Here is a 24,910-nt window from a genome sequence, read left to right on the forward strand (position 1 = left end):
GCCGAAACCGTTTTCCCGTTGACAGTAGTGAGACTCCGGCGGGGACCCCACCCTTAACGACCCCTAAGAGCGGTGCTTCCCGGGGCCGATGGCTTTCCTGCCCGGCGTGCCGGACACCTGCTCGTTGTCGAACTTCCGGCGCACGTAGGACAGGGAATCCAGCAGTTCGCCGGAGGTGACCGTGCGCGACCCGCGCGTTTCGACCACGCCGGACAGCGGCAGCCTGCCGATGTCCGCCCAGCGCAGCCGCCCCTTTCCGTCGATGTAACTCCTGCTGCGCCCCATGTTGTCGGGGTGCAGGCAATAGGGGATGTCGAGATATCCCCTGCGGAATGCCAGCAGCATGGCCTCGCCGAGATCGGATGCCATATTCAGCACGGCGGCCACGAGGGCGGCGGCTTCCGCGTAGGTCTGTGAATCGGAGTGCGTCTGTGAATCGGCGCCCGCACCGGCGGCGGTGACGGGCCGCCGGGTTCCGGCGGCGGTGGCCGCCGCGAATTCGAGCGCGCTGACGTTCTCCTCGACCGTCGGAATCCGTACGGATTCGGCGACGGTCTTCACGATGAGGCGCTCGGAGCCGGTGGAGGCGGCGAGCTCCGCCGCCTCGCCGAGCAGCCCGTAGGCGCCCTCCGGCGAGGCCGGGTAGACGCCCATGTAGGCGTAGATGACCACGTGCCAGTCGGTGTCCGGCAGCAGCTCCGCGCACAGCCGGCGCAGCGCCGCGACGGCTTCGGCGTCCTGCGGCGGGCTCGTCTGCTGGGCGTAGCTGACGGAGATGCTGCGCAGGCCGTGCCGGTGGAAGAACAGGGCCTCCAGCACGCTGATGGCCACCAGCTGGCTCGGCGGGCACAGCTGCCCGAGCATGCATCCGCCGAAGGTCTCCAGGTGCGGTTCCAGGCCGGTCTCCCGCAGCCGGACGAACAGCTCGCAGGAGCGCGACCAGTTGGCCACCGACTCCCGCAGCGGGATGCGTCCGTAGGGCAGGCAGTACGAGACGGGGCCGCCTTCGGAGGCGTCGAGGCCGACGGTCATCAGCGCCCGGAAGATGTCGATCGGATCCGCCGAGCCGTGCCGGACCTGGACGGGGAAGTCCGGTCCGTGGGTGCCGTCCAGGACCCAGCGCGTGGTGGCCGGGTCGTGGTTGACGATCGGGTAGCCGTTGAGCGACTCGCCCTCCAGGAGGGCGAGCCCGGCGGACTCCAGGTCCCGGACGCGGGTGTAGCTGTCCAGGGTGATGGTGCCGACCGTCCGCCCGTTGGCCGCTCTGGTCGCCCGCAGTCCGGCGCGCATCCGCCCGGGTTCGCTCATGCCCATCCTGGGCTGCACGACGAGTTCGCCGCCGGCGTGTGCCCGGCGGACGAACGCGCCGAACCCGGTCACGCCAGCGCCCGCTGCGGAAGCGCGTCGAGCAGCCGCCGGAAGGAGGCGATCCCCTCGGCGCCGTCGTCGAAGACGGCGTCGTACCCGGCGGTGACCAGCGCGCCGAGCTGCTCGGTGCTCTGGGCCCCGGCGATCCCCAGCTTGCCGCCGATGACCGCGGGCATGCCGTTCAGTCCCGGCTGCCGGCGCAGCCGGTTGACCAGCCGCATCCCGTCCCGGTAGCCGTGGCCGTTGACGCTGCTCACCACGAGCAGCGCGGGCTCGCGGGCGAGGCATTCGGAGACGACCAGTTCCTCGGGGACGCAGGGGCCGAGGTTGACGACGGTGAAGCCGAGCTCTTCGAGCAGCAGTTGCAGGAAGACCAGGTTCCAGGTGTGCGAGTCGGAGGTCACGCCCGTGACGACGACGGTGGCGTCCCGCCGGGCGGGGGCGCCTTTCGCGGCGGGCTCGGCGCCCGCTCCCGCGCCCGTCGTGGCGGGGGTGTTCATCGCTCCCCCCGGCCGTGGGCGTAGACGCGGGTGTGCTCGATCCGGGAGGCCGACACGACGTCGTCGCCGCGCACGACGATTTCGACCGGGGCCGGCCGGCCCAGGAACATCAGCAGGCTGGCGGTGGGGCCGTAGGCACCGGCGTTGGGCACGGCGACGACGTCGCCGGGTGCGAGCGCCGGAAGCGGGATGTCGCGGCCGAGGATGTCCCCGGGCGTGCACAGCGGGCCGACGAGGCTGGCGACCTGTTCGGCCGGCGCCTGCGGCCCGTGGAGCTCCACGGACACGGGCAGGATCCGCCCGAGTCCGGACATCCCGCCGAAGGTGTTGATGCCGCCGTCCAGGATCGCGAAGCGCCGGCCGCGGCTCTCCTTGAGGTTGACGACCCCGGCGAGCAGGGTGCCGCTGTCGCCCACGAGGTAGCGCCCGGACTCGAAGCCGATGCGCGGGGCGCCCTCGCGCCAGCCGGGGAAGTGCGCGTCCAGCGCCTCCGCCAGGGCCTCGCGCAGTTGGCCGTAGACGGGCCGGTCGCCGGTGACGGCGTACGGGGCCGCGAAGCCGCCGCCGATGTCCACGAACCGGAAGGGCACGCCGAGCTCGTCCTGCAGCCCGGCCGCCACCGCGATCGTGTGCCGGAACTCGGCGATCAGGCTCGCCTCGTCCTTGGCGTTGCTGAGCGGGAAGAAGTGGGCGCCCGCGATCCGGGTGCCGGGCACGCCGGTGAGCTCGTCCTTCAGGCCCGGCAGCGTCTCGCTGTCGAAGCCGAACTGGGAGGGGACTCCGGTCATCCGGATGCTGGTGGACGCGCTGGCGGAGGCGCTGTTGACCCGCAGCAGGCAGTCGGCGACGACGCCGAGCCGGCCGGCGACCTCCCCGATGCGCCGCAGGTCGCCGGGTGACTCGACGGAGAACAGCCCCACGCCCTCCTTCAGGGCCTCCGTCAGCTCCCCCTCGGTCTTGCCGGGACCGGTGTAGAGGACGTCCGCCGGGGAGGCGCCCGCGGCGAGCACCGCGGCGAGTTCGCCGACGGAGCTGATCTCCGGCCGGCAGGTGCGCCCGGCGCCCGCGCACATCTCGCGGATCAGCTCCGGGTGCGGGTTCGCCTTCGCGGCGTAGAAGAGGTGGGCCTCCTCGGGCAGGGCGGCGAAGAGGTCCCGCTTGGCCGCCGCGATGCGGTCGAGGTCGTAGACGTAGGCGGGGGTGCCGAAGCGCTCGGCGAGCTCGGTGTATCCGGTCACCGGACGTTCCCTTCGAACAACAGGGCGAGCTGCTTGCGCTCGTGCTTTCCGTGCAGGGTCAGGGGCAGGTCCGCGACGACCTTGCACAGGCCGGGGACCTTGGCGGGCTCCAGCCGGCGGGCCAGCTCGCGCAGGACGGTGTGGGAGGCCACGTCGCCCTCGACGCACACCGCGAGGTCGCGGTCGCCGCTGGGCGGCAGGACGGCCGCGGCGCGGACGCCCGGGATGTCCATCGTGGCGGCCTCGATCTCGGTGGTGCTCATGCGCACGCCCTTGCGCTTGAACACGTCGTCGCGGCGGCCCTCGTAGTAGAGGAAGCCGTCCTCGTCCACGTGGCCGTAGTCGCCGGTATGCAGCCGCCGGGCGCCCGTCTCGGGGTTCTCGCGGAACGTGCGGGCGGTCAACTCCGGCGCGCGCCAGTACCCGGGCATCACGTGCGGGCCCTCGACGACGATCTCGCCCGTCTCGCCCGCGGGGAGCTCGGAACCGTCCTCGCCGAGGACGAGCACCGTCGTGCCCGGCAGGGGCCGGCCGACCGAGTCGCGCTTGCTGTCCTCGAACGCGGCCGGCAGGACCGAGATGCGCTTGCACTCGGTCTGGCCGAACTGGCGGATCACCTCGGAGCCCGGGAACGCCGCACGCAGGGCGTCGGCCGTCGGCCGCGGCAGCGCGGCCCCGGTGTTGGTGAACATCCGCACCCGGGAGGGCCCCTGCGGCGCGGGCTCGCGCTCGGCCAGGGTCAGGATCATGGTGGCGAGGGACGGCACGATGGGCACCACCGTCGCCCCCGACTCCCGGATCCGCTTGAGCAGCACCAGGTCCGACTCGCCGTCGGCCAGGACCAGCTCGGAGCGGCCCAGGGCGGCCAGGAGGATCTTGTACAGCCCGTAGTCCCAGGAGATCGGGAAGCGGCAGAAGACCACGTCGTCGGGGCGGTAGCCGAGTTCGAGGTGGATCGCGTGCGAGGCGAAGAGCATGGGCCCGTGCGGGCAGACGACCGCCTTGGGCGCGGCGGTGCTGCCGGAGGTGTACACCAGCGCCGCGATGTCCTCGGCGCCCACCTCCACCGGGCCGGAGGCCTTCGCTCCGCTCTCGTGCAGGGCGGTGACCCCGCTCCAGAACTCCTGCGCCCCGACGACCGGGACCGGGGAGAAATCCGCGATGCGCGCCGCCGCCGCGTCGGCCGCGATCACCAGCCGGGGTTCGGCGTTGGCGAGGACCGAGCGGAGGTGGAAGTCCTTCATCCCCGGGTTCAGCGACACGAACACCGCGCCGCGCCGCGAGGTCCCGTAGAACAGGGCGACCAGCTCGCGGGTGCTGGGCACCTGCACGAGCACCCGGTCGCCGTGGCCGATGCCGCGGGCTTCCAGCCAGGCGTCGACGGCGTGGCTGTACGCGGAGAGCTCCCGGTACGTCCAGCGCCCGGCTCCGTCGCCGACCGCCGTGGCGTCGGGGGCGGTGTCCGCCGTGGCCTCGTCCAGCAGCGCGTGGACCAGCGCGGGCGGACGGGTATCCGATGTCGAATTACGGTTCACTGCGCCCCGTATGACCTTTCATGAGAGCCCTCTCGCGCGGCCCGGGCGGCGGTCTCAGCCGACGGCCGGCGCGGCCCGGAGGGCGAGCTTCTTGCGGTCGATCTTCCGGTTCGGGTTCAGCGGGAATTCCGCCAGGTGCACGTACTTCTTGGGGACGATCGCGAGCGGCAGCACGCCCCGCAGTTCGCGGGCCAGCTGCACCTGCGGCACGGCGGAGCCGGTGTAGAAGACCACCAGTTCGCTGGTGTGGCCCGCCGCGACCGCCACGGTGACGGCGTCCTCCACGCCGGTGCACGCGCGCACCGCGGCGTCCACCTCGGCCAGCTCCACGCGCACGCCGTGCACCTGGACCTGGGCGTCCTGCCGCCCCAGGTAGAGCAGTCCGCCGTCGTCCGCCCGGCGGACGCGGTCGCCGGTGCGGTACCAGCGCAGGCCGTCCCGGAGGAAGAAGCGGCCGGTGTCGTCGGAGGGGTCGAGGTAGCCGGGCGTCAGCTGGGGCCCGGCGATGCACAGCTCCCCCTCGTCCGTGCGCTCCGCCCCGTCCGGGCCCAGCAGCAGCACCCCGTGCCCGGGGTGCACCGCGCCGATCGGCACGACGCCGTGCAGCCCGCTCCCGGCGGACCACCGGTGGGCGGAGACCGTGATGGTCAGCTCGGTGGGCCCGTAGAGGTTCTCCAGGGCCGCGCCCGGCGCCGCCGTCTGCCAGTCCTCGGCGTCCTGGCAGTTCAGCGCCTCCCCCGCGAAGAAACTCCACCGCAGGGAGGGCATGGCCCCCGGCCGCAGGCCGCCCATGCGCCGGATCAGGGCGATGGCGCTGGGCGTGGAGAACCAGACGGTCAGCCCCTCCGCGGCGGCGAACGCCGGCATGTCCCGGAACGCCTGCGGCGGCGGCACGGTCAGGGTCGCACCGGCCCCCCAGGCGCAGAACAGGTCGAACATCCCGCAGTCGAAGTTGAGGTCGAAGTTCTGCGAGAAGACGTCGCCGGGCCCGAAGTCGTAGCGCTCGTCGAGCAGGCCGAAGTAGTGCGCGGTGTTGGCGTGCGTGACCGGCACGCCCTTCGGCCGGCCCGTCGAGCCGGAGGTGAACAGCACGTACGCGATGTCCGACGCCTCCACCGGCTGCGGGGAGCCGAGGGCCGCGGCCGGGTCGTACGGCACGGACCGCATGGGCTGCCCGCCGGGAGGGAACAGCACCGGGAGGTCGGTGCCGGCCTCCCGCAGCGCCGTGAGCGCGGGCAGCGCGTCGTCGTCCGCGATCAGTGCGCCGACCCCGCTCGCCTCGATCATCTGCCGGGTGCGCAGCGCCGGGAAGGCGGGCTGCAGCGGGACGGTGGTGATCCCCGTGTACAGGCCGGCCAGGACCGCCGCGTACGCGGAGGGGCCCTTGCCCGCCAGCACGCCGATGGCCCGCGGCCGCTCCGGCAGCCCGGACAGCAGCGAGCCCGCCAGCGCCAGCGCGCGCTCGTGCAGTTCCCGGTAGGTGAGCCCGGCTCCGCCGGCCCGGACCGCGGGGCGGTCCGGCGAGCGGGCCAGGCCGCGCAGGAAGCGGCCGGGCAGCGTGGTGTCCGTGGTGTCGTCCATCGTGGTGTCCCCCGGCCCCCGCTAGGCGGCGTTGCCGGGCAGCAGGCTCTCCACGGTCTTCCAGAGGATGCCGGGGTTCTCGAAGTTCTCCATGGCCAGTGCGCCGTCGACGAAGCGCACGTCGTAGGCGCTCTCCAGGTTCCCCAGCAGCTCGACGACGCCCAGGGAGTCCAGCCCCAGGTCACGCAGGGCGGTGCTGGTCTCCAGGGGCTCGTCCGGCGCCAGGAACGGCAGGAACTTGCGCAGCAGCTGTTCGAACTGGTCGTCCCACATGGTGGATCCCATCGTCGGAGGGTGCTCAGGCGGCGCCGGCACGGCGCCGGGGTGTCATCGCCAGCCGCGGATTGGCCGGGATGACCTCGAAGTTGTCCGTCGTGCGGCCGACCCGGCCGAAGAGGCTGTCCGGGCCCGCGACGCAGACCCGCTCGACACCGGCCTCCTTCAGGCCGGTCACGACCGCCGGCCAGTTCAGCGGGCGGGTGAAGCTGTCCAGCAGCATCGTGCGGATGCCGTCGGCCGAGTGCAGGAGCCTGCCGTCCTGGTCGGCGACGACCGGCAGCTTCGGGTCGGCGAAGTCCAGGGTGGAGACCACCTCCCGCTCGGCCTTGGCGCGCAGCCCCGCGAAGGCGGCCGAGTGCATGGGCGGGCGCATCGTGTACAGCGACATGCCGCCGACGGCGCGCAGCCGCTCCTGCAGCCGGGCCACGCGGCCCTCGGCCAGGGAGAGCATGAAGAAGTCGTCGTCGATGAAGCAGGAGATGTCGTACCACGCGCCCTGCTCGTCCAGTTCGGCGAGGATCTCGTCGAGCCGCTCGCGCGGGGTGCGCACGAAGGAGAGCGTGACGATGTCGCGGTGCTCGTGAAGGAAGTACTCGTCCATGCAGCGGGCCAGCCCGGCGGTCATCCGGATCGCCTCGGCCACCGGGAGCGCCCCGGAGTAGGCGATGGCCGCCTTCTCGCCGAAGCTCGGGCCCGTGCAGCATCCGGGCTCGATCCCCAGGTGCTGCCGCGCCCATTCGGCGGAGGCGAGACAGTTCACGAGGAAGGCGACCTGCGCCGCCTCGGAATAGTCCCCGTCGGCCTGGCGGAAGGCGTCCACCAGGGAATAGCCGAGCACGTCGTCGGCGACGGCGACGAGTTCGCGGGCGAAGGGGTTCACCACCATGAACCGGCCGACGTCGGAGAACGCGGACGGGCCCATGCCGGGAAAGACGACGGCGGTCTTCCGTGCCTCGGCGGTCATGAATGCCACGTCCTCTCTACAGGCTCTTCAGGAATTCGGTCAGCACCTCGGTGAACCGCTCCGGCTCCTCCAGGTGCGGCACGTGGCTCGAACGCTCGAAGACCTCCCAGCGCACCTGCGGAATGCGGTCGTGGAACGGCTGCATCGTCACTGCGGTCGCCTCGTCGTAACGGCCGTTGATCAGCAGCGTCGGCGCCTCGATCGCGTCCAGTCCGTCGATGACCGACCAGTCCTTCAGGGTGCCGATCACATGGAATTCGTTCGGCCCGTTCATCGTGTAGTACACGGTCGGGTCGTTGTAGATCTCCATGAAGGAGGAGAGGAAGTCCCGCGGCCACGGCAGGGTCCGGCACACGTGGCGGTCGTAGAAGACGCGCATCGCGGTGAAGTACTCGTCCGAGTCGGTCGTGCCGGCCGCCTCGTGGCGCCGCAGCGTCTCGTCCACGCCCGGGGGCAGCTGCGAGCGCAGCACCTCCATCTCGCCGAGCCACAGGGGGTACGAGGCGGGTGCGTTGGCGATGACGAGGCCGCGCAGGCCCGGCGGCCGGGCCGAGGCGTGCCGGGCGGAGAGCAGCCCGCCCCACGACTGGCCGAAGAGCACGTAGTCGTCCGCGATGCCGAGGCGGTCGAGCAGGTTGTCCAGCTCGTCGAGGAAGAGCTCGGGGGTCCAGAAGCCGGCCTCGCGGTCGGGCAGGTGCGTGGATCCGCCGTTGCCGAGCTGGTCGTAGTGGACGACCGGCCAGCCGGCGTCGGCGAGGGCCGTGAGGCCCAGCAGGTAGTCGTGCGTGCTGCCCGGGCCGCCGTGCACGGCGACGACGGCAGGCCGGCCCGCACGGAGTTCACCGGTGATCCGGTACCAGGTCCGGTACTCCCCGAAAGGGACCGTTCCCTTCGCGCTGGGGTCCGAGGACACGGCAAGCACCTCACTCGACGGCGTGCGGGGGGTCGTGACCGACGCTAACCCGCTGCGGCGCCGCACCAGGACCCCTAACGGCCCCTAGCGGAACAGGGGTTGCGCCAGGGGTGCGGCCGGGGACGCCGAACTGGGGCCGGTAGGGGGTGCTCGCCCGCACCGGGGGTGTCTAGCGTGCGAACGGCGGTAGCCCGTTTCCCACGTGCCCCCGCCCGTACGACGTACCGAGTGCGAGAGGGCATCATGAACCCGTCTGCCGAGCAGCACCCCGCATTCCCCATGGCCCGCCGGTGCCCCTTCGGCCCGCCGGAGGAATACGCGAAGCTCCGCGCGAGCGAACCGGTCTCCCGGGCGACCCTGAAGGTCAACGGCAAGCCCGCCTGGCTGGTCACCAAGCACGAGCACATCAAGAAGGTGCTCGGCGACTCCCGGGTGAGCGCCAACCTGAAGCTGCCGGGCTACCCGCTCCAGGTGCCCGTGCCGGAGGAGCTGCTGCAGTCCGTCCCGCTGACGTTCCTGTCGATGGACCCGCCGGACCACACCGTCCAGCGCCGCATGCTGGCGCCCGAGTTCAGCGTCCGCCGGATGCGGGAGCTGCGGGCCCGGGTCCAGGAGATCGTGGACCAGCACATCGACGCGATGCTCGCCGCCGGCGGCCCCGTCGACCTGGTGGCCGCGCTCGCCCTGCCCGTGCCGTCCCTGGTCATCTGCGAGCTGCTCGGCGTCCCCTACGAGGACCACGGCCGGTTCGAGCACTGGGCCGGGCAGATCATGAACCGCGACATCAGCGAGGAGGAGCGCGGCAGGGCCCACTACGAGCTCGACCAGTACGTCGACGGTCTCGTCACCGCCAAGGAGAGCGAGCCGGGCGACGACATGATCAGCCGGCTGATCGGGAAGAACCGTGCGGAGCCGGCGGTCGGGCACGCGGACATCGTCAGTATGGCGCGGCTGATGCTCGTCACCGGACACGAGACCACCGCCAACATGATCGCCCTCGGCACCCTGGCGCTGCTGGAGCACCCCGAGCAGCTCGCCGCGGTCAAGGCCGACCCGGCCCTGCTACCGCGGGCCGTCGAGGAGCTGCTGCGCTACTTCAGCATCTCCGACTCCGGCACCGCCCGCGTGGCCCTGGAGGACATCGAGATCGGCGGCGTCACCATCCGCGCGGGCGAGGGCATCCTGCCGCTCAACAACGCGGCCAACCACGACGAGGCCGTCTTCCCCGACCCCGACACCCTCGACATCCACCGCGAGGAGGCGCGCAGCCACCTCGCCTTCGGCTACGGCGTCCACCAGTGCATCGGGCAGAACCTCGCGCGCCTCGAACTCGAAGTCGTCTACGGCACCCTCTTCCGGCGCATCCCCGGCCTCCGCCTCGCCGCCTCCCCGGAGGACCTGCAGTTCAAGGACGACGCCATCGTGTTCGGCGTCTACGAGCTGCCGGTCACCTGGTAACCATCCGCACGACGCACCCAGTTCGAGAGGGCACCATGACGCACCCCGCCGACCAGGCGAGCCACCCGGCGTTCCCGATGACGCGCACCTGTCCCTTCAGCCCGCCGGAGGAGTACGCGAAGCTCCGCGCGAGCGAGCCGGTCTCCCGGGCGACCCTGAAGGTCAACGGCAAGCCCGCCTGGCTGGTCACCACCTACGAGCACGTCAAGCAGGTGCTCGGCGACTCCCGGGTGAGCTCGAACCTGAAGCTGCCGGGCTACCCGCACCAGTTCCACATCCCGGAGGAGATGCTCCGCGAGGTGCGGCTGATGCTGCTGTCGATGGACCCGCCGGACCACACCGCCCAGCGCCGCATGCTCATCCCCGAGTTCACCGCGCGGCGGATCCGGGCCATGCGCCCGCGCATCCAGGAGATCGTGGACGAGCGCATCGACGCGATGCTCGCCGCGGGCGGACCGGTGGACCTGGTGACCGCGCTCGCGCTGTCCGTGCCCTCCCTCGTGATCTGCGAACTGCTCGGCGTCCCCTACGAGGACCACGCGCAGTTCGAGGAGTGGTCGGCGATGATGATGAACCACGACGCCGCCCCCGAGGACTACGGGGCGGCGGTGTACGCGCTCGACGGCTACCTCGACCGGCTGGTGGCCGGCAAGGAGGAGCAGCCGGGCGACGACCTGATCAGCCGGTTCATCGAGAAGAACCGCGTCGAGCGGATCGCCGACCACACCGACGTCGTGACCATGGCGCGGCTGATGCTCGTCGGCGGGCACGAGACGACCGCCAACATGATCGCCCTCGGTGTGCTGGCGCTGCTGGAGCACCCCGAACAGCTGGAGGCGGTCAAGGCCGACCCCGGGCTGATGCCCCGGGCCGTCGAGGAACTCCTGCGCTTCTTCAGCATCTCCGACTCCGGCGCCGCGCGCGTGGCCCTGGAGGACATGGAGGTCGGCGGCGTCACCATCCGCGCCGGCGAGGGCATCCTGCCCCTGAACAACTCCGCGGACCACGACGAGAGCGTCTTCCCCGACCCCGACACCCTCGACATCCACCGCGAGGACGCCCGCAGCCACCTCGCCTTCGGCTACGGCATCCACCAGTGCATCGGCGCGAACCTCGCCCGTGTGGAGCTGGAGGTCGTCTACGGCACGCTCTTCCGCCGCATCCCGGGCCTGCGCCTGGCCGCGCCCCTGGAGGAGCTCCGGTTCAAGGACGACGCCATGGTCTACGGCGTCTACGAACTGCCCGTCACCTGGTGACCGGCTCCGAGGAGGGGTTCCCCGCCATGCGTGTCAGCGTCGAGGCCCCGCGGTGCGTGGGGTCCGGTCAGTGCGCGATGCTCGTCCCCCGCGTCTTCGACCAGGACGACGACGGGATCGTCGTCCTCCTGGAGGAGGCGCCGCCGGAGGAGGTGCACGACGACGTCCGCCAGGCCGTCATGACCTGCCCGGTCCAGGTCATCAGCCTCGACGGGTGACGGCCCCTAGCATGGGCGCATGAGCGCACGTCTGATCGAGTTCCCCGAGCAAGGCCTTCCCGGCACCCTCGTCCGCTACACAGAGGGCGGCGGCGAGCCCGTGGAGATGGAGGCGCGCGGCCCGGTGGCCCTGTCCTCCGGCTCCCGGCTCGTCTACGTGATCGACGCGGCCGACGCCGAGGCCGCCGACAAGGCGGCCCTCGCGGACGGCCTCGCGGGGCTGCCGTCCGACGCGTTCGTCGTCGCCGACCTCGGCGGCGCGACCGACGACCTGCTCAGGGCCGTCGGGGGGCAGCGGGCGCTGAAGACGCTCGTGCTGTCGGGCGACTTCACCGACGAGGGCGTCGCGGCCCTCGCGGGCATGCCGGAACTGACCGATCTGGTGCTGGAGTCGCCCCGGTTCACCGGGGCGGGGCTGGCCGCCCTCGCCGGGTCCGAGACGGCCGGCTCCCTCGACACCCTCGTCCTCAGCGGCACCACCGCGTTCGAGCCCGGGTCGCTGGCCGCCCTGGCCGGGGCGCCGCACCTCGCCTCCCTCGCCTTCGAGGGCGTGCGCGTCGACCACGCCCTGGCCGACGCCCTCCTCGCGCTCGTACCGCACCTGGCCGAGGTGTCGGTGGCCGAGCGCCCCGGCCACGACCTCGCCCTCGACGTGCTGGAGCGGCTGCTGGCCGCCGGGCTCAGCGTCAACGGCATCTCCGCCCCGCCGGAGAACGCCGCCCTCTTCGCCCGCGCCGCCGCCGAGGCCGCGGACACCGGCGACTTCGAGGACGAGGAGGGCTTCGAAGAAGGGGACGCCGAGGAGCCGCAGGAGCGCGGCGTGCTGCGCGAGGTCGCCGACGAGGCCGAGCTGGACCGGCTGCTCGCCGGGCCCGTGCCCGTCCTCGTCGACCTCACCGCCCCGTGGTGCGGCCCGTGCTCCCTGCTCACCCCCGTCCTGGAGGAGGTGGTCGAGGCCTGCGACGGGGCCCTGACCGGTGTGAGGATCGATGTGGACCGGGCCGGCTGGGCGCAGGGGCGCTTCGACGCGATGGGCGTGCCCACCGTGATCGTGCTGCACGAGGGCAAGGAAAGCTTCCGCTTCAGCGGCGTGGTGACCGCTCCCCGGCTCACCGGCTGGCTGACCGCGGCGGGAGTCACCACCGGCTGAGCCGCGCCCGAAGGGGCGCGGGGAACTGCGCGACCGGCCACGGTGCGCCCGCAGGCGATGAACCCGGCTGTCGGTGAAGTGCGCAGGTCCCCGGCGGCCGGTTCTCCCGTGGTCTGGGCGCGGGCCTCGGGACGCTGTAGCGTCCGTCCATGCCTGCCCGATCCGGTGTCGTCGCGCCGCCGGGGTGGAGCCGCTGGCTGGTGCCGCCCGCTGCGCTGTCCATTCACCTGGCCATCGGCCAGGCCTACGCGTGGAGCGTGTTCAAACCGCCGCTGGAGGCCTCGCTGGGTTTGTCCGGCACGGCCTCGGCGCTGCCGTTCCAGGTGGCGATCGTGATGCTCGGCCTGTCGGCGGCGTTCGGCGGGACGCTCGTGGAGCGCAACGGCCCGCGCTGGGCGATGACCGTGTCGGCCGTGTGCTTCTCGTCGGGTTTCCTGGTGGCCGCCCTGGGGGCGGCCACGCGCCAGTACTGGCTCGTCGTCGTAGGTTACGGCCTGATCGGCGGGACGGGGCTGGGCATCGGTTACATCTCGCCGGTCTCCACGCTCATCAAGTGGTTCCCCGACCGCCCGGGCATGGCCACCGGCATCGCCATCATGGGCTTCGGCGGTGGCGCCCTCATTGCCTCGCCGTGGTCGGCCGCGCTGCTCTCGCACTTCGGCGCGGATCCGTCCGGCATCGCGCGGACGTTCCTGACGATGGGGCTGGCGTACGCCGTGTTCATGACGCTCGGCGTGCTGCTGGTGCGTGTGCCGCCCGATGCCCCGCCGTCGCAGGGAGCGGCGGACCGTGCGCCGTCCCCGGCGTCCGTCACCGGCGCCCGGGTGTCGGCCCGCAGCGCCCTGCGCACTCCGCAGTTCTGGTGCCTGTGGGTCGTTCTCTGCGCGAACGTCACGGGCGGCATCGGCATTCTGGAAAAGGCCGCCCCGATGGTCACGGACTTCTTCGCGGAGACCTCCTCCCCCGTGGGCACGGCCGCCGCCGCGGGATTCGTCGGCGTGCTCTCGCTCGCCAATATGCTCGGCCGGATCGTCTGGTCCTCCGCCTCCGACTTCACCGGCCGTAAGAACGTCTACCGGCTCTGTCTCGGCGCGGGCGCGCTCATGTACCTCGTCATCGCTCTCGCCGGCGATTCGTCCAAGGTGTTGTTCATCGTGTGCGCCGCGGTGGTGCTGTCGTTCTACGGCGGCGGTTTCGCGACCGTGCCCGCGTACCTCAAGGACCTCTTCGGGACGTACCAGGTCGGGGCGGTCCACGGCCGGCTGCTGACGGCGTGGTCCACGGCCGGGATCCTCGGGCCGCTCATCGTCAACTCCGTCGCGGACGCGGGGAAGTCCGCGGGCCGGACGGGGGCCGACCGCTACACCACGTCGTTCCTGGTCATGATCGGGCTGCTGGCCGTGGGCTTCGCCGCCAACGAGCTGATCCGGCCCGTGCACCCGCGGCACCACGAGCCGGCCGGCGGCGGGGGCCGCCCGCCGGCGGAGGCCGTACCGGAGAGGGGGGCGGGGCTGTGACACCCCTGCGCAAGGCGGTGCTCGTGCTGAGCTGGCTGTGGGTCGGGGCGCCCTTCGCCTACGGAGTGTACGAACTCGGCTCAAGGCTTCGGCAATTGTTCACCGGGTGAGGGCCATGCCGGGTGAAGGCCATGAAGGCTCCGGAAAACAGGAAATCCCCCGGCCGTATTGACGGACGGGGGATTTCTCTGCGTATATTGAATGTTTCCCTGCCACGCGAAATCACGGCAGGGGGAAGCTTTATGAGGCCATCATATCCCGGCGGGAGCTGAATTGTCAAACACGGACATGCGCAACGAGCAAGAATTCATCGACCTGCTCTACGCACGCCTGGCCGAGCTGCGTGCCGGGGCCGAGGCGTCCGTGGCGCAGGCCCTCGCACAGGGCGGCAGCACCTTCCAGGCGCGGCTGGAGCGCGACGTCATGGTGGCCGAGCAGTCCGGCCTCCTCGCCGCCTTCAACGCCGGCGAGCGGGGCCTGTGCTTCGGCCGGCTCGCCTTCCGGGACGGCCGCGACCACCACATCGGCCGCATCGGCATCCGGCGGGACGACGCCGAGCGCACCCCGCTCGTCATCGACTGGCGCGCCGAGGTCGCCCGCCCCTTCTACCTCGCCACCGGGCACACCCCGATGGGGCTGCGCCGCAGGCGGCACATCACCACCGAAGGCCACCGCGTCACCGCCCTGCACGACGAGATCCTCGACCTCGCCGACACCGAGCGCACCGGCCACGAGGGCTCCGACGCCGACGCCGTGCTGCTCTCCGCCCTCGACGCCGCCCGCACCGGCCGGATGCACGACATCGTGCAGACCATCCAGGCCGAGCAGGACCGCATCATCCGCGCCCCGCACCGCGGCGTCCTCGTCGTCGAGGGCGGGCCCGGCACCGGCAAGACGGTCGTGGCCCTGCACCGCGCGGCCTACCTGCTCTACGCCCACCGCGAGCAGTTGTCCCGGCGCGCCGTGCTGATCGTGGGGCCCAACCCCGCGTTCCTGGGCTACATCGGGGAAGTGCTGCCCTCGCTCGGCGAGACGGGCGTGCTGCTCGCCACCCCCGGCGAGCTCTTCCCCGGCGTGACCGCGACGGGGACCGACACCCCGCGGGCCGCCGAGGTCAAGGGCGGCGCGGCCATGGCCGGCGCCCTGGCGGCCTGCGTACGGGACCGGCAGACCCTTCCCGACCCCGTGATCGTCATCGACCACGAGGACGGCGAGCTGCTGCTGGACGCGGACATCGCCGCCGACGCGCGGCACCACGCGCGCGCCACGAAGCTGCCGCACAACCTCGCCCGCCCCTACTTCGCCTTCCACGTCATCGACGCGCTCACCCGGCAGCTCGCCGACCGCATAGGCGCGGACCCCTACGGCGGGCCCAACTTCCTCGGCCCCGACGACGTCGCCCAGCTCGGGAAGGCCATCGCGGCCAGCAGCGCCGTGCATGCCGCCATCGAGGAGCTGTGGCCCGTGCTCACGCCGCAGCAGCTGATCGCGGACTACCTCGCCGACCCCGTGCACCTCCCGGAGGCCGACGCCGCGGCCGTCCGGCGCGAGGGCGGCGCCTGGACCCCCGCCGACGTGCCGCTCCTGGACGAGGCCGCCGAGCTGCTCGGCGAGGACGACTCGGCCGCCCGCGCCGCCGCCGAGGCCGAGCGGCAGCGGCAGGTCGCCTACGCCCAGGGCGTGCTCGACATGTCCTACGGCTCGCGCACCCAGGAGTTCGAGGACCGGGAGGACGACGACTCGGAGGTGCTGGCCGCGCACGACCTCGTCGACGCCGAGCGGCTCGCCGAGCGCCACGAGGAGGAGGACCACCGCAGCGCCGCCGAGCGCGCCGCCGCCGACCGCACGTGGGCCTTCGGCCACATCATCGTGGACGAGGCGCAGGAGCTGTCGCCGATGGCGTGGCGGCTGCTGATGCGCCGGTGTCCCACCCGTTCGATGACGCTGGTCGGCGACCCCGCCCAGACGTCGGAGCCGGGCGGCTGCGGCGCGTGGCGCACGGTCCTCGAGCCGTACGTCGGGGACCGCTGGGAGCACGTGCGGCTCGGCGTCAATTACCGGACGCCCGCCGAGGTCATGGAGGTCGCGGCGGCCGTGCTGCGCTCCGCCGACCCGTCCTTCGAGCCGCCGCGCTCGATCCGCTCCACGGACGTGCGCCCGTGGGCGCTGCGCACCGGCGACCTGGCGCACGCGGTCGCCGAGGCCGTCGCGAAGGAACTCCCGGCGGAGGGCCGCCTGGCGGTCATCGCACCGCGCCCGCACCACGCGGCCCTGTCCGCGGCCCTCCCGGACGCCGCCCACGGCCCCTCCCCCGACCTGACGCGGCCGGTGGTCCTGCTGGACCCGCGCCAGGCCAAGGGGCTGGAGTTCGACGCGGTGATCGTGGCGGAACCGGCGGAGTTCGGCCTGAGCGACCTGTACGTGGCCCTGACCCGGGCCACCCAGCGCCTCGGGATCGTGCACACGGGCCCGCTCCCGGAGGGCTTGGAGGGCGCCCTGCCGAACTGCTGAAACGCCGGGGGGCGGGGCACCCCGTCACCCCGCCCACGAGGGCCGGGCCCACGCCGACGGCGAGTCCGGTGGGGGGCCGTCGCCCTCGGGCGCGGGGTCCGGCAGGTCCAGGGCCCGGGCGGCGAGCCCCTCCTGCGCCCGTTCGCGCGCCGGGCCCCGGGCGGTGACGGCCACCGTCCACAGGGGCTCCAGCCGCGCGCCGCGCCGGGACTTGGCCCGCGAGGTGCCGATGCCGAGGTGCACGGCGCGGGCACCGAGCTCGTGGGCGAGCCGGAGCGGCTCGTAGAACATCAGGCCGAAGTAGCAGCCGCGGGTTCCGGGGCGGGACTCGTCGACGCCGATCAGCCGCACCCACAGCACGTCGCGGTAGTGGAAGACCAGGTGGCAGCCGACCGTGCGGCCCGCGAGCCGGGCCCGTACGACGTAGGCGCCCGGGAGCTCGGCGCAGCGGGCCAGGTAGCGGGAGAAGCGCGAGCCGGGCCGGTCGTAGGCGGAGCCGTACATGCGCTCGTGCAGCGCCAGCAGGTCGCCGGTGTCGTCGTCGGGGCCGGTGAGCGGGCGGGTGGAGAAGGCGACGCCCGCCATGGTGTACCGCCGCAGGTCGTCCTTCACCTGGTGGCGGTGGGGCTTCTCCAGCCCGGCGAGGTAGCCGTCGAAGCCGGTGGCGGGCACGTCGAGCCAGGCGTCCCAGGCGATCAGGCCGACCGGGTGGCCCGCCGTCTCGAAGGCGGCCGCGGGCCCGCTCGGCAGGTACGGCAGGAGGGCGGCTTCGGGCGCCGCTTCCCGCTCCCCGGGGGTGAGCAGGCCCTCGGCGACCTCGTCCGCCGGCAGTCTCTCCGGCCCGTAGCGCAGCTCGTTGAGGTAGCCGGTGCGGGGGCCGGCGACGACGCAGTGCTCGGCCGGGAGCCGTCCGTGGAGGAGGAAGCCCGGGTGGTAGCGCGCGGTCTGCACGGCCGGGCCGTCGGTCAGGGGGGTCAGGGCCGCGGCGCGCTCCCGCGCGCACATCAGCAGCCAGCGGTAACGGTGGCCGTGGCCGTGCAGCAGCTCCAGCCAGGAGTCGCTGCTGTAGAGGCCGCGAGCCGGGGCCAGGGGATGACGTGCGGTCGCTTCCGGCAGTGATGCGTACGCGTACGAGCCGATCACGTGGTCCTTTCCGCCGCTGCGGTCACGGACACCCGGAGCGACGGCCGTCTGCGCCCGTGGCTCCGGCGTCGAATATAGCGGGGCCGCGCCGCCAAATGGGGGCAAACGAGGACGGGAGACGGGAAGCGGCGGCATTCCCTCCGAAGGGGTGAAGAGAGGGAAACGGAGGGCATCTCCGCCCGCCGGGAGGGGAAAGGTGAGGGACCGGGCCGGCCGTGACCGGCCGCGGCCGGCGCGTCGAGCCCGTCGCGTCGTGCGAGAAGGACGAAGGACTGGAATCACATGGCAACAGGCAAGGTGAAGTGGTTCAACGCGGACAAGGGCTTCGGCTTCATCGAGCAGGACGACGGCGGCCCGGACGTGTTCGTCCACTTCTCGGCCATCCAGACGCAAGGCTTCAAGGAGTTGTACGAGAACGATCGCGTGTCCTACGACGTCACCCAGGGCCCCAAGGGACCCCAGGCGGAGAACGTCGTCCGTGAGCAGGGGTGAGGGGGCCGGCCCCCTCACCCCGCGCCGCCCTACCGGCCGTCTCCCGCGATCCTCAGCAGGACGCGGCCGAACGGCCGGTCCTCGATGAGGTGACGCTGCGCCCGGGCGGCCTCCTCCAGGGGGAACTCCCGGGCGACGACCGGGTCGAAGCGGCCCTCGGCCAGCCAGCCGGTCACCGTGCGGCGCGCGGCGGCCGCCGTCTCCGGCGCGAACATGTCGAACATGTAGCCGTGGACCCGCGCGGTCCGCCAGATCAGGTCCGTCACGTCGACGGTGCCGCGCGTGCCGCCCGCGTAGCCCACGCAGACGTAGTCCCCGCCCCGGGCCAGGCAGCCGAGGGCGTCGCCGAGCAGGGGCCCGGCGACGCCGTCGACGACCACGTCCACGCCCTTGCCGCCGGTCAGGCGCGCGACGCCCTCGCGCAGGGTCTCCCGGGAGAGGTCGACGACGTGGGCGAAACCGGCCGCGCGGGCCCGTTCGGCCTTGGCGGTGCTGCCGGCCGTGGAGATCACCAGGGAGGCCCCCAGTTCGGCGGCCACCTGGGCGGTCCCCATGCCCACCGCGCCGCCGACGCCCGGGGCGAGCACGCTCATCCCCGGCCGGAACCCGGCCAGCTCGGTCAGGGCGAGGTAGCCGGTCACGTGCCCGGCGCCCGCCATCAGGGCGGCCATCTGCGCGTCCGTCACCTCGTCGGGGACGGGGGAGAGGGCCTCGGGGCGCTCCGCGACGTACTCGCGCCAGGTGCCGTCGACGCTCAGCCCGCGGCCCTGCCCGGAGACCATCACCCGGGCGCCCGCGGCCAGCCCCGACGTGCCCGGATCGGCCACCACGCCGACGGCCGCCCCGCCGGGCACGATCGGCAGCGGCTTGTGGAGGTCCGGTGACATCCGCCCCGCCCGGACGGTGTCGTCCAGCGGGCTGACCGTGCCGTAGGTGATGCGCACCAGGGCCTGGCCGGGTTCCGGCGCGGGCACCGGCAGGTCGACCAGCCGGAGTTCGTCGTAGCCGCCGTGGTTCTCGTACTGGATCGCGCGCATGCGTCTCCCCTGGTCCGTTCGTGTGCGGCCGGTGCTCCGGCCCTCAGCCGGCCCGGCCGGCCAGCGTGTCCCGCAGGACGTCGGCGATCGAGGTGCTGCCGAGGGCGCCGCGCACGGCCGCCTCGGCCCCGTCGTAGACCTCTTCCAGCGCCGGCCGGATGCCCGCGCCGACCGGGCACTTCTGGTTGGGCTCCCCCCGGTGGAGGGCGAACAGCGGCTCGGTCTCCACCGCGCGGTAGACGTCCAGCAAGGTGATGCCGTCCGCCTCGCGCAGCAGCCGCCAGCCCGCGCCGGCCCCGTGCAGGGCCTCCACCAGGCCGGCCTTGCGCAGCTCGCCCAGGCTCCTGCGGATGACCACCGGGTTGGTGTTGACGCTGTCGGCGACCTGATCCGAGGTCACCACGTCGCGGCCGCGGCCCTTCACGAGCGCCATCCAGGTGAGCACGTGGACGGCCACGGTGAGCCGGCTGTTCGCAGCCATCGGATCCTCCTCGATTCGTCGGGCGGTTCTCCGGCGGCGGTGTAACTATTTCAGTTACGACGCCGGTGTTGTCAAGATCGAATTCGCCGGGCGGGCAGCGCCCGGCGATCACCGCCCCGCGGTCACCGTCCCGCGATCACCGCCCCGCGGCCGCCGCCATCCGGCGCACCGCCTCGGTCAGCACCTCGGGCGAGGCGGCGAAGTTCAGCCGCACGTGCCCCGCCCCTCCGGTGCCGAAGAGGAGGCCGCCGCTCAGCGCGACCCGCCCGCGCTCCAGGAAGGCGGCCGCGGGGTCGTCGCCCAGCCCGAGCGCGCGGCAGTCGAGCCACGCCAGGTACGTGCCCTGGGGGCGCAGGTAGCGCACGTCCGGCAGGTAGTGCTCCAGCAGCTCGCCCAGCAGCCGCCGGTTGTCGTCCAGCGCCCTCAGCACGGCGTCGAGCCAGCCGCCGCCCTCCCGCAGCGCCGCGGTGTGGGCCACGACCCCGAAGTGGCTGGGGCCGTGGCTGACGACCTGCGGCAGCCGGGCCAGGTCGTCCGCCGCGGCCGGGCCCGCGACGGCGACGGCCGCCTTGAGGCCCGCCAGGTTCCAGGCCTTGGAGGCCGACAGCAGGCAGAAGGCGTCCTCGGCACCGGGCACCGACAGGTACGGCACGTACTGCGCGCCGGGCAGCACCAGCGGCGCGTGGATCTCGTCGGCGACGACGCGTATCCCGTAGCCGTTCGCGAGCTCCGCCACCGCCGTCAGCTCGGCGCGGGTGTGCACCGTGCCGGTCGGGTTGTGCGGGTTGCACAGCAGGTACGCGGCCCGCCGCCCGCCCGCCGTCGCCCGCGCGAACGCCGCCTCCAGGGCGCTCGTGCACAGCCGCCCGTCCGCGCCCAGCGGGGCCTCCACCACGCGCCGGTCCTCGTGCTCCACGAAGCCGAAGAACGGCGGGTAGACGGGAGGGTTCACGACGACGGCGTCGCCCGGCCCGGTCACCAGCTTCAGCATCTCGACCGAGCCGCGCATCACGTCCGCGACGGTCGCCGTCCGCCCGGGGACCACGCCGTCCCAGCCCCAGCGCTTCCTGGCGAAGGCGTCCAGCGCCTCGGCGTACCCCGACCCGGAGGGGTAGCCCGTATCGCCCAGGGCCAGCGCCCCGGTGAGGGCCCGCGTCACCGCGCCGGCCGGCATCGCGTCCATCTCGGCCACCCACAGCGGCAGGACGTCCGGCGGATAGGTGCGCCACTTCGCGCTCGTACGGCGCCGCAGTTCGTCGAGGGAGAGCCGGCGCAGAGGGTTGTCCCCCTCGCCGGTCGCTGAGCCGGCGGACGCTGGGCCGGCGGACGGGAAGGCATCGGACGCGCAGTCATCGGACATGCAGTCATCGGACATGCAGATCATTGTCCGAACGCGGGGGCGGGGCCGGTAGTGCGGCATTCGGACCGGTCCCTCACATCTCCGCCGCCCCGCCCTCCTGCCTCCCCGGGGCCCAGCCGCGGTGCGCCGGCTGCCGCCCCGCGGGCTGTGCCGGTGCGGGCGTGTCGGGGATGTGCGGCACCTTCCGGCTCACGACCGCGCCCCGCTCCAGCCTCAGCGGCTCCCCGTAGTGCTCGACTTCCAGGGCCTCGCCGTCCACCAGCTCGTACGTCGCGCTCTGCCCGTTGATCTCGACGCGCAGCCGGCGCTGCAGCACCTGCACCGTGAACGCCAGGCGGCCCAGCTGCTCCGGGAGCTTCGGCGCGAAGGTGACCGTGCCGTCGCAGTGGCGCATCCCGCCGAAGCCCGCGACCAGCGCGATCCAGGTGCCCGCCAGGGAGGCGATGTGCACGCCGTCGCGCGTGTTGCTCTCCAGGTCGGACAGGTCCATCATCGCGGCCTCGCCGAGGTAGTCATAGGCCAGCCGCAGCTGGCCCACCTCGGCCGCCATCACGGCCTGGACACAGGCGGACAGCGAGGAGTCGCGCACCGTCAGCGGCTCGTAGTAGGCGAAGTTCCGGGCCTTCTGCTCCTCGGTGAAGGCGTCCCCGCGCAGGTACATCGCAAGAACGAGGTCCGCCTGCTTGATCACCTGCTTGCGGTAGATGTCGAAGTACGGGAAGTGCAGCATCAGCGGGTACTGCTCGGGTGACGTCCCTGCGAAGTCCCACAGCTGGTGACCGGTGAAGCCGTTGGACTGCTCGTGCACGCCGAGCGCCTCGTTGTAGGGAAGCACCATGCGCGCCGCCGCGTCCCGCCACGCCGCCGTCTCCTCGTCGTCCACGCCGAGGCCGGCGGCCAGGTCGCGCTGGCGCTCGGCCACGTCCGCGGCCACCCGCAGGTTCTGCTGCGCCATCAGGTTCGTGTAGACGTTGTCGTCGGCGATGGCGCTGTACTCGTCGGGGCCCGTCACCCCGTCGATGTGGAACCGGCCCTGGTGGTCGTGGTGGCCCAGGGAGCGCCACAGGCGCGCCGTGTGGACCAGCAGCTCCAGGCCGACCTCCCGCTCGAAGGTGGTGTCGCCCGTGGCCAGCAGGTAGCGCACCACGGCGTCCGCGATGTCGGCGTTGACGTGGAAGGCCGCCGTGCCGGCCGGCCAGTACGCCGAACACTCGTCGCCGTTGAGGGTCCGCCACGGGAAGGCGGCGCCCTTCAGCCCCAGCTGCTGGGCCCGGTTGAGCGCCGCCGGCAGGGTGGCGTGGCGCCACCGCAGCGGCTGGGCCGCCGCAAGGGGCGCGGTGCACGTGAGCACCGGCAGGACGAAGGTCTCGGTGTCCCAGAAGCTGTGGCCGTCGTAGCCCGGGCCGGTCAGCCCCTTGGCGGCGATGGCCCGGCACTCCGCCCGCGCCCCCGCCTGCAGCACGTGGAAGAGCGCGAACCGCACGGCCTGCTGGATCTCGGCGTCGCCGTCGACCTCGACGTCCGCGCGCTCCCAGAACTCCCGCAGGTACTGCTCCTGCTCGGCGACCAGCCCCCGCCAGCCGGTGCTCGTCGCGCCCGCCAGCGCCGCGTCCACCTGATCGTGCATCGCCGGCAGCGAGCGGACGCCCGACCAGCCGTAGGCGACGGTCTTCTCCAGCCGCAGCCGCTGCCCCGGCCGCAGCACCGAGGTGACGGTGTACCGGCTGAGGTCCGCGCTGCTCCGCGAGTACGTCTTCGTGCCCTCGGGCCCGTCCACGGCGTGGACCGCGGCGGTCGCCACGCGCAGGCCGCTGCGCTGGGTCCGGTGCACCAGGCGCAGCACCCCCTCCTCGGCCGAGTGCTCCTCGGGGACGAGCGGCGACTCCAGCACCGCCGCCACCCGGGGGTCCCCGCCGGTGCGGGGCAGCTGCTCGTTGGCCACCAGCTCCGACTGCAGGACGATCCGCGCGTCGCCGTCGACCGGCTCGACCTCGTAGGCCACGGCGGCGACCGCCCGCTGGCTGAAGGACACCAGCCGCGTCGAGCGCACCCGCACCGTCCGGCCGGAGGGGGACGTCCACTCCACGGTGCGCTCCAGCAGGCCGGTGCGGAAGTCCAGCACCCGCTCGTGGTGGACGAGCCGGCCGTAGCGCAGGTCGAAGGGCTCGTCGTCGACGAGCAGCCGGATCACCTTGCCGTTGGTGACGTCGATGACCGTCTGCCCGGACTCCGGATAGCCGTACCCGGCCTCGGCGTACGGCAGCGGGCGCAGCTCGTACACCCCGTTCAGGTACGAGCCCGGCAGGCCGTGCGGCTCGCCCTCGTCCAGGTTGCCGCGCCAGCCGATGTGGCCGTTGGCCAGGGCGAAGACGGACTCGCTCTGCGGCAGCACCTCCAGGTTCAGCTCGGTCTCGCGCAGGCACCACGGCTCGACGGCGTAGGCCGGATGGGTGATCACGTGTGCTCGCCCGCCTCTCCCAGCAGTTGCTCCAGATCCTGGACGACCACGTCCGCGCCGTGGCTGCGCAGGGCCTCCGCCTGGCCGGCGCGATCGACGCCGACGACGTAGCCGAAGGCCCCCGCCCGGCCCGCCTCCATGCCCGCCAGCGCGTCCTCGTAGACCGCCGCCTGAGCCGGGGTCACCCCCAGCTCCCGGGCCGCCTCCAGGAACGTGTCCGGGTGGGGCTTGCCGGGCAGCTGCCGCTCGGCGGCGACCACGCCGTCGATCCGCACCTCGAAGAGGTCGTCGATGCCCGCCGCCACGAGCACGTCGTGGCAGTTGGCGCTGGAGGAGACGACGGCCCGGCGCAGGCCCGCGGCGCGGGCCGCGTGCACGTAGCGCACCGAGCCCTCGAAGGCCTCCACGCCCATCTCCTTGATCTTCTCGAGGACGATCGCGTTCTTCCTGGTCCCGAGGCCCTGGACGGTGTCCCGCTCCGGCGGGTCGTCCGGATCTCCCTCGGGCAGCCGGATACCCCGTGAGGCGAGGAACGAACGCACGCCGTCGGCGCGGGGCATGCCGTCCACGTAGCGGTCGTAGTCCTCGACCGCGTCGAAGGGCCGGAAGCCCTCCCCGTCCCGCGCTCTGAGGAACGCGTCGAACATTTCCTTCCAGGCGGCCGCGTGCACGGTCGCCGTCCGGGTGAGCACGCCGTCGAGGTCGAACAGACAGGCGCGGATGGACTCGGGAAGGCCGAGGCTCGTCATGCGGCCATGATGCCCCGTCGGACGGGCGTGCGCCCGGCGCATACACTCGCTTGCGCCCGTCGCCCAGCAGTCGCTCCCGTCCACCCGAAGGCCGTGTACGCCCGGGCGGGCGGGTGCGGAGTGCTCCGTTCAGACCCGTAAAGTGATCAAATGACCCATCCCGTTGATGCTGTCGATGCCGCCGCGGTCGCCCTGGGCGAGCGCGTCTGGATTCCTCACGAGGAAGAGCTGGCCCTCGGCCGTGCGTTCCTCGCCCACCGCGACGCGGTGGAGCCGCGCCTGCTGCCGGACATGCCGCGCAGCACCGACCCCCAGGGGTGGATCACCCAGCACGTGCTGTGGCTGGAGGACGTGGCGGCGCTCGCCGAGCACGTCCGCAACCAGTGGTACGCCCACCTGCCGACCAGCCACATGACCGCGCTGATCACCGCCTACGCCGAGCACGCCCGCGCCGTCGCGCCGCTCGCCGCGCACCTGCGCGACGCGTGGGCGGCGGAGTCGCCCGCGCCGCGCACCCAGGAACAGGTGACGTGGTGGGAGGAGTGGCACCTCCCCCCGGCCCAGCGCCAGCAGCTCGACGCGCTGACCCACCGGCTGGTCGTCATCGGCTCGGTGGTGGTCGCGGCGGTCACGGGCGCCTGGAACCAGGCCCCGGCCGAGGGCGCCTGAGGCCCCGGGGGTAGGCGTACTGCGGTGCCCGGC

Annotated in this window: 23 protein-coding genes; 9 read left to right on the top strand and 14 right to left on the bottom strand. The window is 73.1% G+C overall.

Going from position 1 to position 24,910, the window contains the following annotated elements:
• Positions 1 to 63 precede the first annotated feature (63 nt).
• From ACSNOG_RS01880 to ACSNOG_RS01915, 8 genes are read right to left on the bottom strand one after another with little or no spacing between them, the layout of a single operon-like run.
• Entirely contained in the window at positions 64 to 1,380 is a 1,317-nt protein-coding gene (locus ACSNOG_RS01880; protein WP_436750719.1) for a methylaspartate mutase, read from the bottom strand.
• Positions 1,377 to 1,868, bottom strand: coding sequence for a cobalamin B12-binding domain-containing protein (locus tag ACSNOG_RS01885; RefSeq protein ID WP_436750720.1), 492 nt, complete (start codon positions 1,866 to 1,868; stop codon positions 1,377 to 1,379). The genes ACSNOG_RS01880 and ACSNOG_RS01885 overlap by 4 nt, the downstream gene beginning before the upstream one ends.
• The gene (locus ACSNOG_RS01890; RefSeq protein ID WP_436750721.1) at positions 1,865 to 3,106 is read right to left on the bottom strand and encodes a type III PLP-dependent enzyme; all 1,242 of its coding nucleotides are present in this window, start codon (positions 3,104 to 3,106) and stop codon (positions 1,865 to 1,867) included. The genes ACSNOG_RS01885 and ACSNOG_RS01890 overlap by 4 nt, the downstream gene beginning before the upstream one ends.
• Positions 3,103 to 4,641: an AMP-binding protein gene (locus ACSNOG_RS01895; protein ID WP_436750722.1), complete on the bottom strand. Its 1,539-nt coding sequence runs from the start codon at positions 4,639 to 4,641 to the stop codon at positions 3,103 to 3,105. Before ACSNOG_RS01895 ends, ACSNOG_RS01890 begins: the two co-directional genes overlap by 4 nt.
• A gap of 54 nt (positions 4,642 to 4,695) precedes the next feature.
• Positions 4,696 to 6,222: an AMP-binding protein gene (locus ACSNOG_RS01900; protein ID WP_436750723.1), complete on the bottom strand. Its 1,527-nt coding sequence runs from the start codon at positions 6,220 to 6,222 to the stop codon at positions 4,696 to 4,698.
• 21 nt (positions 6,223 to 6,243) lie between these two features.
• Positions 6,244 to 6,495: an acyl carrier protein gene (locus ACSNOG_RS01905; protein ID WP_436750749.1), complete on the bottom strand. Its 252-nt coding sequence runs from the start codon at positions 6,493 to 6,495 to the stop codon at positions 6,244 to 6,246.
• Between the two features lie 25 nt (positions 6,496 to 6,520).
• Positions 6,521 to 7,465 carry an ACP S-malonyltransferase gene (locus tag ACSNOG_RS01910; RefSeq protein WP_436750724.1) on the bottom strand — a complete coding sequence of 315 codons (945 nt, stop codon included), beginning with the start codon at positions 7,463 to 7,465 and terminating at the stop codon, positions 6,521 to 6,523.
• Between the two features lie 16 nt (positions 7,466 to 7,481).
• Positions 7,482 to 8,378 (bottom strand): proline iminopeptidase-family hydrolase, encoded by an 897-nt coding sequence (locus ACSNOG_RS01915; protein WP_436750725.1) that lies wholly within the window; start codon positions 8,376 to 8,378, stop codon positions 7,482 to 7,484.
• A 243-nt stretch (positions 8,379 to 8,621) separates the two neighbouring features.
• Between ACSNOG_RS01915 and ACSNOG_RS01920 the strand changes: the two genes are divergently transcribed.
• The 7 genes from ACSNOG_RS01920 (at position 8,622) to ACSNOG_RS01950 (ending at position 16,488) form a co-directional block, all read left to right on the top strand.
• Positions 8,622 to 9,836 carry a cytochrome P450 gene (locus ACSNOG_RS01920; RefSeq protein WP_436750726.1) on the top strand — a complete coding sequence of 405 codons (1,215 nt, stop codon included), beginning with the start codon at positions 8,622 to 8,624 and terminating at the stop codon, positions 9,834 to 9,836.
• Between the two features lie 35 nt (positions 9,837 to 9,871).
• Entirely contained in the window at positions 9,872 to 11,092 is a 1,221-nt protein-coding gene (locus ACSNOG_RS01925) for a cytochrome P450 (protein WP_436750727.1), read from the top strand.
• Between the two features lie 26 nt (positions 11,093 to 11,118).
• Complete coding sequence (locus ACSNOG_RS01930; protein WP_436750728.1) at positions 11,119 to 11,310, top strand: ferredoxin; 192 nt, start codon at positions 11,119 to 11,121, stop codon at positions 11,308 to 11,310.
• A gap of 19 nt (positions 11,311 to 11,329) precedes the next feature.
• Positions 11,330 to 12,460 carry a thioredoxin family protein gene (locus ACSNOG_RS01935; protein WP_436750729.1) on the top strand — a complete coding sequence of 377 codons (1,131 nt, stop codon included), beginning with the start codon at positions 11,330 to 11,332 and terminating at the stop codon, positions 12,458 to 12,460.
• Positions 12,461 to 12,609: 149 nt separating this feature from the next.
• Positions 12,610 to 13,977: an L-lactate MFS transporter gene (locus ACSNOG_RS01940; protein ID WP_436750730.1), complete on the top strand. Its 1,368-nt coding sequence runs from the start codon at positions 12,610 to 12,612 to the stop codon at positions 13,975 to 13,977.
• A 23-nt stretch (positions 13,978 to 14,000) separates the two neighbouring features.
• The gene (locus ACSNOG_RS01945; protein WP_436750750.1) at positions 14,001 to 14,087 is read left to right on the top strand and encodes an MFS transporter small subunit; all 87 of its coding nucleotides are present in this window, start codon (positions 14,001 to 14,003) and stop codon (positions 14,085 to 14,087) included.
• A gap of 178 nt (positions 14,088 to 14,265) precedes the next feature.
• Positions 14,266 to 16,488, top strand: coding sequence for a HelD family protein (locus ACSNOG_RS01950; RefSeq protein WP_436750731.1), 2,223 nt, complete (start codon positions 14,266 to 14,268; stop codon positions 16,486 to 16,488).
• A 24-nt stretch (positions 16,489 to 16,512) separates the two neighbouring features.
• On the opposite strand, the gene ACSNOG_RS01955 is transcribed toward ACSNOG_RS01950, so the two are convergent.
• Positions 16,513 to 17,631, bottom strand: a complete 1,119-nt coding sequence (locus tag ACSNOG_RS01955; protein ID WP_436750732.1) for a GNAT family N-acetyltransferase — start codon at positions 17,629 to 17,631, stop codon at positions 16,513 to 16,515.
• A 282-nt stretch (positions 17,632 to 17,913) separates the two neighbouring features.
• On the opposite strand from ACSNOG_RS01955, the gene ACSNOG_RS01960 reads away from it, so the two are divergent.
• Positions 17,914 to 18,123: a cold-shock protein gene (locus ACSNOG_RS01960; RefSeq protein ID WP_436750733.1), complete on the top strand. Its 210-nt coding sequence runs from the start codon at positions 17,914 to 17,916 to the stop codon at positions 18,121 to 18,123.
• Between the two features lie 29 nt (positions 18,124 to 18,152).
• On the opposite strand, the gene ACSNOG_RS01965 is transcribed toward ACSNOG_RS01960, so the two are convergent.
• From ACSNOG_RS01965 to ACSNOG_RS01985, 5 genes are all read right to left on the bottom strand, one after another.
• A complete protein-coding gene (locus tag ACSNOG_RS01965; protein ID WP_436750734.1) occupies positions 18,153 to 19,160 on the bottom strand; it encodes a quinone oxidoreductase family protein in 1,008 nt (335 codons plus the stop codon).
• 43 nt (positions 19,161 to 19,203) lie between these two features.
• A complete protein-coding gene (locus ACSNOG_RS01970) occupies positions 19,204 to 19,641 on the bottom strand; it encodes an Rrf2 family transcriptional regulator (protein ID WP_436750735.1) in 438 nt (145 codons plus the stop codon).
• A gap of 136 nt (positions 19,642 to 19,777) precedes the next feature.
• Positions 19,778 to 21,016: a MalY/PatB family protein gene (locus ACSNOG_RS01975; protein WP_436750736.1), complete on the bottom strand. Its 1,239-nt coding sequence runs from the start codon at positions 21,014 to 21,016 to the stop codon at positions 19,778 to 19,780.
• 58 nt (positions 21,017 to 21,074) lie between these two features.
• Complete coding sequence (locus tag ACSNOG_RS01980) at positions 21,075 to 23,459, bottom strand: glycoside hydrolase family 65 protein (RefSeq protein WP_436750737.1); 2,385 nt, start codon at positions 23,457 to 23,459, stop codon at positions 21,075 to 21,077.
• The gene (locus tag ACSNOG_RS01985; protein WP_436750738.1) at positions 23,456 to 24,208 is read right to left on the bottom strand and encodes an HAD family hydrolase; all 753 of its coding nucleotides are present in this window, start codon (positions 24,206 to 24,208) and stop codon (positions 23,456 to 23,458) included. Before ACSNOG_RS01985 ends, ACSNOG_RS01980 begins: the two co-directional genes overlap by 4 nt.
• Before the next feature lie 150 nt (positions 24,209 to 24,358).
• Between ACSNOG_RS01985 and ACSNOG_RS01990 the strand changes: the two genes are divergently transcribed.
• Entirely contained in the window at positions 24,359 to 24,877 is a 519-nt protein-coding gene (locus ACSNOG_RS01990; protein ID WP_436750739.1) for a hypothetical protein, read from the top strand.
• The last annotated feature ends 33 nt before the right edge of the window (positions 24,878 to 24,910 follow it).

Source organism: Streptomyces sp. URMC 124, assembly GCF_051386455.1.
Taxonomy (GTDB): Bacteria; Actinomycetota; Actinomycetes; order Streptomycetales; family Streptomycetaceae; genus Streptomyces.